General features: G+C 41.0%; 13 protein-coding genes. 4 read left to right on the top strand and 9 right to left on the bottom strand.

The window, feature by feature from the left end; all coding sequences use genetic code 11:
- Nucleotides 1-60: 60 nt before the first annotated feature.
- From Q4533_RS09560 to Q4533_RS09530, 7 genes are all read right to left on the bottom strand, one after another.
- On the bottom strand, nt 61-747 hold the full coding sequence (locus Q4533_RS09560) for a M15 family metallopeptidase (RefSeq protein ID WP_241901055.1): 687 nt from the start codon (nt 745-747) through the stop codon (nt 61-63).
- Nucleotides 741-1,871 carry a succinyl-diaminopimelate desuccinylase gene (dapE, locus tag Q4533_RS09555; protein ID WP_102437333.1) on the bottom strand — a complete coding sequence of 377 codons (1,131 nt, stop codon included), beginning with the start codon at nt 1,869-1,871 and terminating at the stop codon, nt 741-743. Before dapE ends, Q4533_RS09560 begins: the two co-directional genes overlap by 7 nt.
- Nucleotides 1,871-2,221: an arsenate reductase gene (locus Q4533_RS09550; protein ID WP_102437335.1), complete on the bottom strand. Its 351-nt coding sequence runs from the start codon at nt 2,219-2,221 to the stop codon at nt 1,871-1,873. Before Q4533_RS09550 ends, dapE begins: the two co-directional genes overlap by 1 nt.
- A gap of 54 nt (nt 2,222-2,275) precedes the next feature.
- Nucleotides 2,276-2,785: a PTS glucose transporter subunit IIA gene (crr, locus tag Q4533_RS09545; protein WP_102437337.1), complete on the bottom strand. Its 510-nt coding sequence runs from the start codon at nt 2,783-2,785 to the stop codon at nt 2,276-2,278.
- A 74-nt stretch (nt 2,786-2,859) separates the two neighbouring features.
- Nucleotides 2,860-4,554 carry a phosphoenolpyruvate--protein phosphotransferase gene (gene ptsP, locus Q4533_RS09540; protein ID WP_303502661.1) on the bottom strand — a complete coding sequence of 565 codons (1,695 nt, stop codon included), beginning with the start codon at nt 4,552-4,554 and terminating at the stop codon, nt 2,860-2,862.
- A 25-nt stretch (nt 4,555-4,579) separates the two neighbouring features.
- Nucleotides 4,580-4,852, bottom strand: coding sequence for an HPr family phosphocarrier protein (locus Q4533_RS09535; protein ID WP_102437341.1), 273 nt, complete (start codon nt 4,850-4,852; stop codon nt 4,580-4,582).
- Between the two features lie 102 nt (nt 4,853-4,954).
- Nucleotides 4,955-6,601 (bottom strand): methyl-accepting chemotaxis protein, encoded by a 1,647-nt coding sequence (locus Q4533_RS09530; RefSeq protein ID WP_102476630.1) that lies wholly within the window; start codon nt 6,599-6,601, stop codon nt 4,955-4,957.
- Nucleotides 6,602-6,906: 305 nt separating this feature from the next.
- Between Q4533_RS09530 and Q4533_RS09525 the strand changes: the two genes are divergently transcribed.
- The 4 genes from Q4533_RS09525 (at nt 6,907) to Q4533_RS09510 (ending at nt 10,754) form a co-directional block, all read left to right on the top strand.
- Entirely contained in the window at nt 6,907-7,605 is a 699-nt protein-coding gene (locus Q4533_RS09525) for a DUF3334 family protein (protein WP_102476631.1), read from the top strand.
- Nucleotides 7,606-7,693: 88 nt separating this feature from the next.
- The gene (locus Q4533_RS09520) at nt 7,694-8,734 is read left to right on the top strand and encodes a LacI family DNA-binding transcriptional regulator (RefSeq protein WP_303502660.1); all 1,041 of its coding nucleotides are present in this window, start codon (nt 7,694-7,696) and stop codon (nt 8,732-8,734) included.
- Between the two features lie 76 nt (nt 8,735-8,810).
- Nucleotides 8,811-9,782 (top strand): transporter, encoded by a 972-nt coding sequence (locus Q4533_RS09515; RefSeq protein ID WP_303502659.1) that lies wholly within the window; start codon nt 8,811-8,813, stop codon nt 9,780-9,782.
- Between the two features lie 30 nt (nt 9,783-9,812).
- Nucleotides 9,813-10,754 carry a DUF808 domain-containing protein gene (locus Q4533_RS09510; protein ID WP_303502658.1) on the top strand — a complete coding sequence of 314 codons (942 nt, stop codon included), beginning with the start codon at nt 9,813-9,815 and terminating at the stop codon, nt 10,752-10,754.
- Between the two features lie 101 nt (nt 10,755-10,855).
- Here Q4533_RS09510 and Q4533_RS09505 read toward each other — a convergent pair whose 3' ends face one another.
- Nucleotides 10,856-11,209: a DUF805 domain-containing protein gene (locus tag Q4533_RS09505; RefSeq protein ID WP_102437350.1), complete on the bottom strand. Its 354-nt coding sequence runs from the start codon at nt 11,207-11,209 to the stop codon at nt 10,856-10,858.
- A 174-nt stretch (nt 11,210-11,383) separates the two neighbouring features.
- The gene (locus Q4533_RS09500) at nt 11,384-13,882 is read right to left on the bottom strand and encodes a glycoside hydrolase family 15 protein (RefSeq protein ID WP_303502673.1); all 2,499 of its coding nucleotides are present in this window, start codon (nt 13,880-13,882) and stop codon (nt 11,384-11,386) included.
- Between the last annotated feature and the right edge of the window lie 26 nt (nt 13,883-13,908).

Genomic DNA, 13,908 nt, shown 5'->3' with positions numbered 1-13,908 from the left:
GCGGATACTATGATAAATTCATCAGATCTAGTGTTTGATACTGATTTAACCGGCTTAAAATCACTTCGGCGCATCTGCAATAAAATACACATAGCGGTCAACTAATTCATCGAGTCGATTTATCAGCGCTGATTTTAATGAGATATTAGAATTAGACAACAGTTGTTTGAGGCTTTTGCGATCGTATTGGGCTAAATAAAGGCTAGATTCAGGAAAATAGCTTAAATGCCAAGGTTCTGGGCTCACGCCGCTGCGCCCGGCTTGATAAGGTAAATAAAACCCATATTGTTGAGCATGATGTTGCAACCATACTGAAAGGGCGCCGCAAGGGCCATCAATCAAGTATTCGTCACTAATTAATTTTAGTTGTTGCCGATTTATGTTATTGCCATCATAGACATCAATGTCAGTCCCCCAGTGATGGCGTGATGCGCCGGGTAGGGCAGACCAATTTAAAATCGCATCAACAAGTTGATCGTCAGTGAGGTTTTGACAATCCAATACTTGGTTGTTGAGGTCTAAAAGAATCCGTTTCCCTTGGGCTTTCGCGTTCCAAATTGCTGCTTGTTTAGCAAAATTGCGGTGAGCCGAACAAAGCTCAATGGCAATACCATCAAGGACTGCGTGTTGCTGCATTTGGCCAAATGCGTCAGCGGTTTTTTGAGTCAGTAAATGCCCTTGTACAGTGACAAGTTGTGATTCGTCCAGCCCATAAAGGGCTGGATTGCTGATATCAACATTTAGCACAAAAGCTTTTCCAATATAGACTCATAGCATAGGGCTAAGACTTCTAAATCTGAGACTTTCACGCATTCATTGACCTTATGAATGGTCGCATTTACCGGACCTAACTCGATAACCTGTGCGCCTGTTGGTGCAATAAAGCGTCCATCAGAGGTGCCACCTGTTGTTTGAGGATCGGTTTCATAACCAGTGACTTCTAAAATCGCGGCTTTAGTGGCTTCAAGCAAGGGTCCGCCGCCGGTTAGAAAAGGCAGGCCGTTAAACACCCAGTCAATTTCATAATTTAATCCATGGGCATCTAAGATGTTGAGCACGCGTTTAATTAGTTCCTCAGCAGTGACTTCTGTTGAATACCTGAAGTTAAACATCACCTCTAGTTCACCTGGAATGACATTGGACGCACCCGTACCACCATTAATATTGGCTATTTGAAAGCTGGTTGGTGGAAAGAACTCATTGCCATTATCCCAATGCATTTGCGCAAGCTCAGCTAATGCGGGTGAGGCTTTATGGATTGGGTTATCTGCAAGGTGCGGGTAGGCAACATGGCCTTGAATGCCATGAACGGTAAGATTACCGGTTAAGCTGCCTCGACGGCCATTTTTTACAATATCACCTAACTTATGGGTCGATGAAGGCTCGCCAACCAATGACCAGGTGATTTTTTCATTGCGAGCTTCAAGGGTATCAATAACGCGAGTGGTGCCATTGATAAATGGGCCTTCTTCGTCACTGGTGATTAAAAATGCAATAGAGCCTTTATGATCGGGATGCTTAGCCACAAAACGTTCGGTAGCAATAGTCATCGCTGCCAGTGAACCTTTCATATCTGCGGCGCCGCGGCCATGAATATAGTCATCTATAACCGTAGGTTCAAAAGGCGGGGTGTGCCATTTATTTAAATCGCCCGCGGGCACCACATCAGTGTGACCAGCAAAACAAAAAACAGGCGCTTCGGTGCCCCGTCTTGCCCACATATTTGTGGTGTCTTCAAATACCATAGGTTCAATGTTAAACCCAGCAGCTTCAAGGCGCTCAGCCATTAAGGTTTGACAACCTTCATCTAATGGAGTCACAGAAGGGCGTGAGATTAACTCTTTGGTTAATGCTAATACGTCTTGAGTCATTAGTTAAACCACGCTTGATAATCTGCTGCTTTAAAGCCAATAAGGATCTTATTATTTTGAATAAGGACGGGACGCTTAATCAAGGTTGGGTGTTCAACCATCAAGCTGATGGCCTTTTGTTTATCTATGCCGTCTTTTTGGGCATCAGTTAAGGCGCGAAAACTGGTGCTGCGTTTATTGAATAATAATTCCCAGTCGGTTAATTCAGTCCACTGAGTAATGGTTTTGGCATCGATACCTTGTTCTCTAAAATCGTGAAAGCTAAAAGGTTGGTTTTCTGCTTCTAACCACTTACGGGCTTTACGTACGGTATCGCAATTCTTTATTCCGAAAATAACACTACTACTCATTTTTGTTTGATTTCCCTGTATGGTGGTGTGATAGTCATTATGTTGCTGCTAACGTTATAATTCAACGGTAAATATTACGTCTTTCCCAGCAATTACTGCGCCTTGGGCTTTATCTAAATATTGCACATCTTCCATGTTAGCGAGCACTACAGGGGTTAACAGGCTTTCAACTTGATCGGTTAGATAGTCTAAATCAAATTCTAAAATGGGTTCGCCAACTTTAACTTGTTGGCCTTCTTCTGCGAGTCGTTTAAAGCCATTACCGCGCAATTCGACCGTGCCGACCCCAAAATGCACAAATAGCTCGAGTCCTTGGTGTGACTCTATACTGAATGCGTGGTTTGTTTCAAAAATTTTACCTATGGTGCCGTCAATCGGCGCTAGGATGAATTTTCCTGTTGGGTTAATTGCAAGACCATCGCCGACAATTTTTTCGGCAAAAACTACATCCGGTACTTTCTCGATGTCAACTAGCTCGCCAGAAATTGGCGCGTAGACTTTGATCCCACCAGTTAAGGTCGGTTGCCCTGATATTAATCTGCGTATACGGCTTAAAAATCCCATTACATGCAGCCTCTTTTATTATGATTATTTCGATGTTTAAAATAGTTAACGATAACACATCGCTATCGCTGTTATTAATTTAACAATTCGTTGAGCTGGTTAATATGACTTAAGGTTAATGCTTGCTCAGCTTGTTGAGTAAACTGGGCGTAATTGCCGTTACAAATAGTGGCTTTTACATCCAATAAACTGGCACTGTTAACGCTTAACTCATCAATGCCTAAACCCACCAGTAGGCTAATGAGTTTGGGTTCGCTGGCCAATTCTCCGCATAAGCAGACTTTGGTTTGATGCGCTTTACACTCATCAACCGCCATTTTGATAAATTTGATCATTGCAGGTGATACGGGGGGATAATCCTTAACCAGCTCAGGGTTACCTCGATCTGCAGCAAGGGTGTATTGGGTTAAATCATTACTACCAATACTGATAAAGTCTAACTTAGGCAATAGGTGGGGTAAATTTAATATTGCAGCAGGTGTTTCAACCATGATGCCGATATTAATCTCACCAAAGCCTTTTTCCTCTTCAATTAATTGCTGCTTACACCAGTCTATGATTTCAAATGCTTGCTCTAATTCTTCTATTTGATTGACCATAGGAAATAATAGCCGAACTCGGCCATGATTAGCGGCCCGTAACACTGCTTTAATTTGAGTACTAAATAGCGATTTATGTTGCAAACTGTAGCGGATCCCCCGTACGCCCAGTGCCGGATTGTCTTCATAATCTTGACTTAGACAGGGTATTTCTTTATCTGCACCAATATCGAAGGTACGTATGGTCAGCACCTTTCCATTTAAGCTGTGCAGCGCATCGCAGTATAAATGAAACTGTTGTTTTTCATCAGGTACACTATCCACTTGCATGAGTAAAAACTCTGTGCGGAATAAACCGATCCCCGCAGCGCCCGCATCTTGTATTTGGCTAACATCATTTAAACTACTGATATTAGCGAGTAAGCACACAGGATGGCCATCTTGGGTGATACTGTCTTGGTCCACATACTGTTTTAGTGCTTGGCGTCGTTGAGTTTCTTGTGCTGATTTAAGCTGAAGTTGCTGGGTAATTGATTCAGTGGGATTAATGTGTAATTCACCACTAATGCCATCTATAATAAGTGGGCTACCATCATTTATATTGAAATTGTCAAACTGACAACTTAGCAGTGCTGGAATACCGGCCGCCTTGGCTAAAATAGCAGTATGGCTGGTAAGCCCACCTGTTTTGAGCACTATGCCTTTAATTTTATTGAGTGGAATAGTGGCAAATTCAGCAGGGGTGAGGTCTTCAGCCAGCAAAATGGTATTTTCAGTTAACTTTGAAACATCCCACAGCAAGGTACCATTTACGGCAGCCATCAACCTTTTGCCTAAGCAAATAACATCATTACTGCGATTAGCCATATAAGGGTCGTCTAGCTGAGCCAGTTCATCAGCATGTTGAGCAAATACCCGCTCAATGGAAACTTCGGCTGAAAAACGAAAGCGGGTGATATACTTTTTTAGTTCTAAGGCCAAATCATCATCTTGTAATAACATGATGTCAGCATCTATCAGGCTAAAGTGTTCGCTGTCTACGGCAAGGTGTTGCTGGCAATCAGTTAAATATTGACTTAGGAAGATAATCGCCTTGGTGGCTTTTTCACATTCTTGTGGGATTTGTGCGACAGGCAATAATCTGTAGTCCACCTTTGAGTGGTGCAGATTAATATGAATAGCTTTACCAAATGCTATTCCTGGTGACACTACAATACCTGATACCGCCATATGACTTCCTGTAAATTTTATCCTACTAACTTAAGGTGATGAGTAATTCAGACACTGTCTCAACGGCTTCTTCTGCTTTATCACCTACGGCAAAGACCTTAACTGATTGACCTAAATATAATCCTAAGGTTTGTAATTTAAACAAACTTTTGGCACTGGCCTGTTTACCATTACATTCGACAATGACATCACAGTCAAAGGTTTTTGCCGCTTTTACTAATAAAGCTGCAGGTCGCGTATGAATGCCATGGGGAGCGATAATGGTAACGGTTTTTTCATAATAGATTCTATCGGACATTGAAGTTACGTTCTTAGCATTAATAATACAAATGATAATAACGCAAACCCGCTAATGTAAGTAGCGGGTTTACGTATTTTTTAGGCTTTAAATTAAAAAAAATTATGTTTTAAACTGACTCAAGGTCTGAGTCACATGTTGGCTGATGTGCTGTAATGACTGCGCGGCTTGGCTATTAGTTTCATTGGATTTAACCGCTACCTCAGTGAGATCTGAAATCGTGGTGATATTACGGCTAATTTCGGCGGTTACATGTGACTGCTCTTCGGTAGCACTGGCAAGTTGCGTGTTCATATCACTGATACTGGCAATCACGGTTAAGATTTCAGTCATGGCTTGTTGCGATTGTATTGCTTTAGTTTGTAATTGCTCAGATTGCAACTGGGTTTCAGTATTACTTTTTATGACATGTTCAACGCCATTGTGGATCTGAGAAATAATTTTATTAATTTCATTGGTAGAGGCTTGGGTACGGGTGGCAAGGGCGCGAACTTCATCGGCAACTACAGCAAAACCGCGACCATTTTCACCGGCCCGCGCAGCTTCAATTGCAGCGTTTAATGCTAATAAATTGGTTTGATCTGCAATGGCGCCAATGGTGTCTAAAATGCTGCTGATTTCAACTGAAGATTTACCTAAATCATGAGTAACGCTTTCAGCATTTTTAAGTTCAGTCACCAGTATTTGGGTTTCATGCACTGTTTGCTGCATAAACTGCTGAGACTGCTGCGCTTGTTGTTTAACGTTGTTGGCACCATCTGCAGCTTGATAGGTGTTTTGCGCCATATCATTGGTGGTGGCTAACATTTGGTTAACAGCAGTGGCAACACTTTGGGTTTCGCGGTGTATTAGCTCCGCGCTTTGGTTGGATTCTTCCACGGCCACCAATAGCTGCTGCGCATCGGTATCAAGTTCAGTACCTAGTGGTTTTAAGTTGGCCACCATAGTTGAAATTTTTTCGACAAATGCATTAAAGGCATCGGCCATTTTCGCCACTTCGTCATTACCACTATTGTTTAACCGCTTAGATAAATCACCTTCACCTTTTGCGATATCTTCCATAGCAGCAATGGCTGCATTAATAGGTGAAGTGATTGATACATTAAGCAGTAAAAAAAAGCCAAAAATTGGGATGGAGATTATCAACATAATAATCAAATAATTAATAATCACACTGCCCATACTCTCATTAACATCGGCGGCGCTTGCTTGAGCGATAATGGTCCAGCCCCATTGAGGATAAAAATGCGCTTCAGCCAAAATTGTTGTAACTTTACTCGAATATCCTTCACTGCCTTGATAATCCAAATGGGCAGTTGTGTTGGTTTTAGCTTCAGTGATTAACTCAACAAAGGGCAGGCTGCCATCAGCTGCAATAAATGACTCTGCGCTGCGGCCCAAATTTGACTCGTTAGCTGGAAAACTGATTACGCTGCCTTCTTGGTTGAATACAATATAGGCATCATCTGTCAGGTAGCGGATATCATTGATAATTGAGAGTGCTTGCTCGGCTAATCTTTGATGATCATTAGTGTCATTATCAACTGTTAGCTTGTTAGCGCTCAGTGCATCAAGCATCGATACCGCCGTGGAAACTTGTGCATCAAGTTGTAGATGTTTTTGCTTTAATAAATTGTTGTACTGCTCATTAATCGAGAAGCTGGCAAAAATGACAGTACCAACAGCTGCTAGGCCTAGCATTATAAAAAGGCGTTTTAAAATTGTTAATTGCCGTAAAAAGGAAATCATTTTTGACCTTATGTATTTAGGTAAATATTTATGAGTAAAACATTTATGAGTAAAATATTGTCATAAATTGTTATATAAATAACAATTTATGTGGTTTTTTGTGAGCTAATAACGGTTTCGTACAAAATGATACATTTTTAGGTGGGGAAAGGTTTAATTATATTGATCTAAACCATTAAAAATATTTGCTTATATTGAGCATTTGTTGGTGCGGGTATTTATTTTTGCTAATAAAATGTTTTAGCTTTGATTTGTTCAGTGATAAGCCTAAAATGAAGCAATTTTAAAACAAGGCAAACATTGTTATGAATTCTCTGCAAGTCGTTACTACTGATGATATTTTACTCAAGTTATGTCACTCAGTAACCCATGTCCTCTCAAGCACCAGCGACAGTCAAGTGACTCATGCCGGTATGGTGCAAAACATCACTCGCACCTGTTTAAAACCTGATCTTGGCTGTTTTTCTATATTTGATGGTGGTTTTTCTGGCTTAGTGGTGATCAATTTTACCAAAGAAGCGGCTATAGAAATTTACCGTCGCTACATGCTTAACATGGGCATGCCTGAATCTGAACTAGCCATTTCACATACATCTGATGATGTTGCCAATGTGATGGGCGAATTAATGAATCAAATTTTGGGTAATTTCATTAAAACCATTTCTAAGGAATTACAAACCTCTATCAGTCAAAGCCAGCCTAAAATGTTGACTATCAATAAAGAGCTGACTATATCAATCGATACCAATTTAGATGAGGCCGTATCTCGAAGAGTTACCTTTAGAACGGCAGATAATCATATCTTTTATCTTGAATTTGCCATGGATAAAACGGAGTTTATTAAACTTAAAGAGTTTGCCATGGATGAAGATATAGACCCTGATGCTTTAATTGAAAGCCATGGCAATCGTGTTAACAAGCAGGCAGGTTATTTGGCAGCAACAAGTGCTGCAGTTGCTGTTACAAATGAAGCTGATGATCTGTTAAGTGAATTAGGTTTATAAAAGTAATTAAACGGTGATTGTTAATGTCATTTTAGGTATAAACAATAACAGAGTACCTAAAAAACTATAATAAAGGCGTGATGCGAATATGACATCTAAAGCTACTTCAATTGATATTGCTTACAAAGCAGGTGTATCTCAATCGACTGTTTCTCGTGCGCTGAGAAATAGTCCCTTAGTCAATCTTGAAACAAGGCAACGTATTCAAGCTATTGCGAAAGAACTTAACTATAAAGTGGATAAAAACGCCAGTAATTTACGTACTCAAAATAGTTACACGCTGGCATTATTGATTTGTGAAGATCCCACTAACGATGAATCGTTAATCAATCCATTTTTCTTATCGATGCTAGGCTCTATAACCCGTGCTACGGCGCAGCAAGGTTATGATTTGCTGGTATCTTTTCAGCAGCTTTCTAGCGACTGGCATGCCGATTATGAAGACAGTAATAAAGCCGATGGCATTATTTTATTAGGTTATGGCGATTATGTGGATTATGGGCACAAACTACAAAAGCTGCTGGAGCAAAATACCCATTTTGTCATTTGGGGCGCAGAGCCTAACCACAAAGAAGTGTTATCAATTGGCTGTGACAACCAGCAAGGTGGGGTGATAGCCACAGAGCATATTATCTCGTTAAATAAACAAAACATTGCCTTTTTGGGTGATGCATCTGAGCATAGCCCAGAATTTAGAGACCGTTATCTAGGCCATGTTGATGCATTAAAAAAAGTAGGCATTAAAGCCAATAAAAATATTCAGTTTGATGCCATTAGCACTGAAAGCTCAGGTTTTGATGCGGCCATTAATTTATTGGATAGTGGCCATCCATTTGACGCTATTTTTGCCGCCAGTGATTTAATTGCAATTGGTGCGATACGCGCTTTAAAGCAACGGAGTGTAAGGGTACCTGAAGATATTGTTGTGGTTGGCTATGATGATATACCAGTGGCGAGTTTTGCTAATCCGGCGCTGACGACGGTTAGGCAAAATACTAAATTAGCCGGCGAGATCCTGGTAGAAAGTCTGCTAAAACTCATTCGAGGGAAAGAAGTGGCGTCGCAACTTATTCCGACTAATTTAGTGGTGCGTCAATCATGTGGTACTGCAGAGCAAGATCAAAGCTAATCAGATAAATACTGACGGATTCACACTTGACCAGCTATTATTTCATAGCTGGTTTGAAATTATTATGGATAATAATGTGACATTTAAAGGTGTATTTTTGCTGGTCATTGAGACTCGACACTACTGGCGCCAGTTATTTTACTGGCCATTAAGCTGGCTATTGCTCATCCTCTTACTCATCGTACTGCTACTATTTCCACTATCAATTAAAGCCCAAGACCTTGAACCGAGAAGTTACACCAATATTCCTATTGGCATGCACTTTGTTGCCCTTGGATATTTACACTCTGAAGGGGCATTATCGCCATCTCCTTCAGTTCCTCTCAAAGATGCCCAGCTCACACTTGATGCCGCGGTAGTGGGTTATGCCACAAGCTTTGCTATTGCGGGCCGTTCATCAAAACTAGACGTTTCTGCTTCACGAGTTTGTATGAAAGGCAGTGCAAATTACTTGGGCGAATTTGTAGAAGCTGATCGTTGTGGTTATAGTGATCCTAATGTACGGCTAACATGGAACTTTTACGGCGCTCCAGCCGTTGAAAAAAAAGACTTTGGGCAATATCGTGAAGGACTCGTAATGGGGACAAGCTTACAGCTGAGCATTCCTGTTGGTTCTTATGATGAAACCAAACTGATTAATGCTGGTGCCAACCAATGGGTATTTAGACCGGGCATTGGTATTTCTTATAAAGTAGGCGATTGGTATTACAGTGCCATGGGCTCTGTTCGTTTTTATAGTGATAATGATGAATTTTATAATGAGGTTTTACTTTCAAAAGACCCACAATATACTTTTCAAGGTCACATTATTTACAGTATTGCTCGTGGCCAATGGTTGTCGTTAAGCGGCAATTATTTTGTTGGTGGTGAAACGGATAAAAATGGTATTGATGCGAATGATAGTCAGGATAATTCGCGCTTTGGATTGACTTACTCATTGGCTTTAAATCAGCAACACAGTATTAAAGTGTATGCCAGTACCGGTGTTATTACCCGTATAGGTAACGATTTCGATACCTTTGGTCTATTATGGCAAATTGCCTTTTAACTGATTAGTAGAAATGACAAGGATGCCATTATGGCGGGTGCAAGCTTATTAGTTTTACTCGATGACATTGCAACAATATTAGATGATGTCGCCGCGATGAGTAAAGTCGCGGCAAGAAACACCGCAGGGGTATTGGGTGATGATTTAGCGCTTAATGCGCAACAAGTTTCTGGTGTTGCATCAGAGCGTGAGTTACCGGTGGTATGGGCGGTAGCCAAAGGCTCTTTTAGAAACAAATTAATTCTAGTCCCGGCCGCTTTACTCATCAGCGCTTTTATTCCTTGGGCGATCACCCCTTTACTGATGTTTGGCGGCATCTTTTTATGCTATGAAGGCTTTGAAAAGGTGCACCATAGTTATGTACATCGTAAAGATAAAAAAGTGGCCGTGGCAGATGAACAAATTGTTGAAAAATCAAAACAAGATTTGGCCGCATTTGAAAAGAAGAAGGTTCAAGGTGCCATTAGAACTGACTTTGTCCTTTCTGCTGAAATTATAGCGATAAGCCTTGGTGTTGTTTCTCAAAGTAGTTTAATGAGTCAGTTTTTAACCTTAAGTGTAATAGCAATAATTATGACTGTAGGGGTGTATGGCTTAGTGGCTGGCATAGTAAAAATTGATGATCTAGGCCTTTACCTTACCCAAAGAAAAGGTGAGGGCACATTAGTAAAAATATGGCACAAAATCGGTTTTTGGCTACTTGCAGCAGCGCCATATCTAATGAAGGGCTTAACCATTATTGGCACCATTGCGATGTTTATGGTGGGTGGCGGCATTTTAACCCATGGGATTCATATCGTAAGTGAACAAATTAGCCATATCGCTGTATTGGCGGGAGAGTTAGCTTATGTTGGCGTGATACTACAAACTATTACGCCAAGCTTGTTAAACGCATTATTTGGACTCATTGCTGGTGGTGTCACTTTGCTGTTAATAAATGCAGGCTTAAAATTAAAACAGCAATTGAGTTAGTTTCAGGAGCTTGGTTTCTATATGGCAAATAAAAAAGCATATTGAAATTCAATATGCTTTTTTTACTAACTTAGCTTTGTAATCATACTCGTTGTTCGATATTAGGCGTCAGTGTTAACTGCTTTAGGATTGGCGCCATAATCATTGTCTTCCTTACTATCTAAGCAGAAGAAAACAATAAGAGCGATAATACCAACTAGTGGAATTAAACCAATTAATAACCACCAACCAGTTCGATCTGTATCATGAAGACGTCTTACAGAAACAGCAATTCCTGGTATTAAAACAGCGATAGAATATAGTGAATATATAAAAACCGTGCCTAGAGCTTGATCCGCTAACATCAACACGATGCAGAAAATTAAATTAATTAGACCAAACATCCAATACTCTTTGCGTCTTGCTCGTCCTGAAAAATCAAAATATTGTTTTAAAACCTTAATATACCAATCCATGGGTTGTTCCTTAACCTTGTTTGTTTATTGTTTGGTTTGCAACAATTTGTTGCGAGAATAGTATTAACTACTTTAGTCAGACATACCAACAATTAAGCACGTTTTTTTGGCCTAAGTGCATAAAAAAGCCGCAAATTTTATTTGCGGCTTTTGAATGTATGTAAACCTTTGCGGTTATTTAGCCAGTTTGTCAGCCACGATAGGGTAATAGTCCCATACGGCTTTATCTGTCATAGAGCGAACCAGTTTCACGTATTCTGCGTGTGTCCATGCAAGTGGTGTCGCTGAGTTGGTGCCATCGCCCATCGCGTAGTTATAACGCGTCGGGTTACCCACACCGTCCCAAGCTTGTTCTGGTAACATCATGCCTTCATTGGCAAAGGTTTCCATGCCTTGAACATAGGTGTTTATAAGCGCTTGATGGCTTTCAGTTGTCAGAGTGTCATTGGCTTTAGCTAACGCCAGTTCATAATGACCACGCTCACCGGTAAAGAAAGGCCATACGCGGCCACGTTGGTCTTCAGTATTCCCTTTTTCAGCATAACTTAAACCGCTAGTGATATCTTCGCCATAACCATCGTTACCATAGCGTCTAAAGCCAGGAATTAAACTGCCATCTTTGGCTTTAAATTCGTACTTAACTCTTAGGTTGTGCTCAAGGCTTGTGTTATCAATTAGCATAACGCTGTTTTGAATCACACTGTCATTAGCGACTTTCACGCCGTAACGTACTAGCTCTAAGAAACCGCCATCAAGAATGACTCTTTGATCAAGACCGGGTTTGCCATTGTTATCTAATAACTTGTCGGCATTGTTTGGGTTACCATTTGGGCTGATTCGAACATAATAAGGTTTATTGTCCTGAGTAAGCTCACCCGTTGTCGTCACCATTGTTGATTCAAGACTGGCTTCTAGCTTACGCGCCAGTTGTAGGTATTTATCAGCATCTTCATCTTTGGCCAGCTTAGCTAAATCACTGGCGGCTACCAGCCCAGCAATAACCGCAGCAGTGGTAGAAGGTGAGAAGCCCGCTTGTTCTTCCCAGCGTTCTTGTTGGGTGCTAGGAGGCGTAATACTGGTGTCATTCCAATCTAGTTTTACATTGCCGCCAGTAACTAAGAACTCTGCCGCAGGTTTAAGCATGTCGGTATACCATTGACTGATTTCTGCATCAGTTAATACGCCCGCTTGCCATAATTTCCAACCGAGCATTATTGGCATTGCTGTTTGATCAAGCTGAACACCAACCCATTCAATTTCACCATCAACATGGGTTTTTTGTAAGAACCACCCTGGAGTGCCGACATATTCAGGTGTTTGTTGGCTGACTTGTACTTTCTTTAAATACTCAAAAGCCACTTTTGGGGTTTGTGTGTCACCCATGGCTAAAAAGGCCATAGCGCATTGATAAAAATCACGCGGCCATACCGCTTTATAACCGGTGCTACCCACCTTTGCAGAAACACTGTCACCCCAAGGGTTAGACAGTGAAGCGATTAGTGCGCCTGCGTGGGTTTTATCTTCTTGGGCTTTTAACACTAGTGCACTGGTATAAAGTAATTGACCGTTATCAGTGGTGTTAGCACTCATGTCGTTAAGCACTGGCAACGAAGTTAAATAGTCTTTCCAGCCGACATGTTTGTCATCGCCAAGATAAGCACTTAATACCTTGTCATAGCCGCTAGTCAATGTGGCATCGACATTGGCTAAACTGCTTTGCTTATCATGACCAAAGCCGATAGCAATATTCATTTCTAGGGTATTGTTATCTGCTGATTTGCTTAAGGTTGGATATTGAGCTGTAAGCGCAACATTGCCAATAACACTGTTATCACTGCTGGTGGTGTTATAGAGGTTATTTAACTGACCGTTGTCTTTTAGATCAACTAATCCATCAGATTTACCGACAAAACCGGCACTGGCTTGAGTAAATTCTACATCAGATTTGATGGTCATTACTGATGAGTCAGCATTATTGGTGTATGCCACTAACGCGCCATTTTCAATACTGGCGATATCATTGGCGCCACTATTATCTACATGTGGATTGGCATATAAGTGTGGGGTAATACCATCAGCAAAAGCGGTAAAGATAACTTTCATCATCATGCTGTCACGGTTTGGATCGGTAAAGATATGCTTTTCAATTTGGTACTGACCATTTTTAGCTTTATTGATCACTTTATAGGCTAATGATAATGGGCGGCCTTGTTCATCTTGATGTAAATATTCGATGCTACTGATGGTGTCTTCTTTTTCAGTATCAACAAAGCCATCACCAGTAATGATGAACTGCATTTCTTTTAACTGCGCATTGTGGATCAAGCCATACATGGTTTCTGTTAGCACACCTTGGGCTATGGAAAACCAGACTTTGCTGACTGGGTTGTCTGCTGTGCTTTGGTATTGACCGTTTACATAAGGCTCATAAGAGGTGCCAATACCAGTCTTACCAGAAAATGCCCAGGTTGGATCGATACCCGGAGCGCCGGGGGCGACTTGCTTAATGGTGGTGATCTCAGCCGCTGTTTCAATGGTTTGTTCTGGTGCTACTTCAGCGTCAGAGCAGGCTGATAATGCCAGTAATGAACCCGTTACAACAGCAGTATTGATCGCCTTAGCGACAAATGACTTTTTAAAACAAATTGTTTGTGAGTTATTAATATTTAACATTGCGTTCATGAATAACGTTCCCCAAA

The sequence above is a fragment of the Shewanella sp. 6_MG-2023 genome, from assembly GCF_030547195.1.
GTDB lineage: Bacteria > Pseudomonadota > Gammaproteobacteria > Enterobacterales > Shewanellaceae > Shewanella.
The sequence above is the reverse complement of the archived record's forward strand: the minus strand, read 5'-3'. Positions and strand labels throughout refer to the sequence as shown.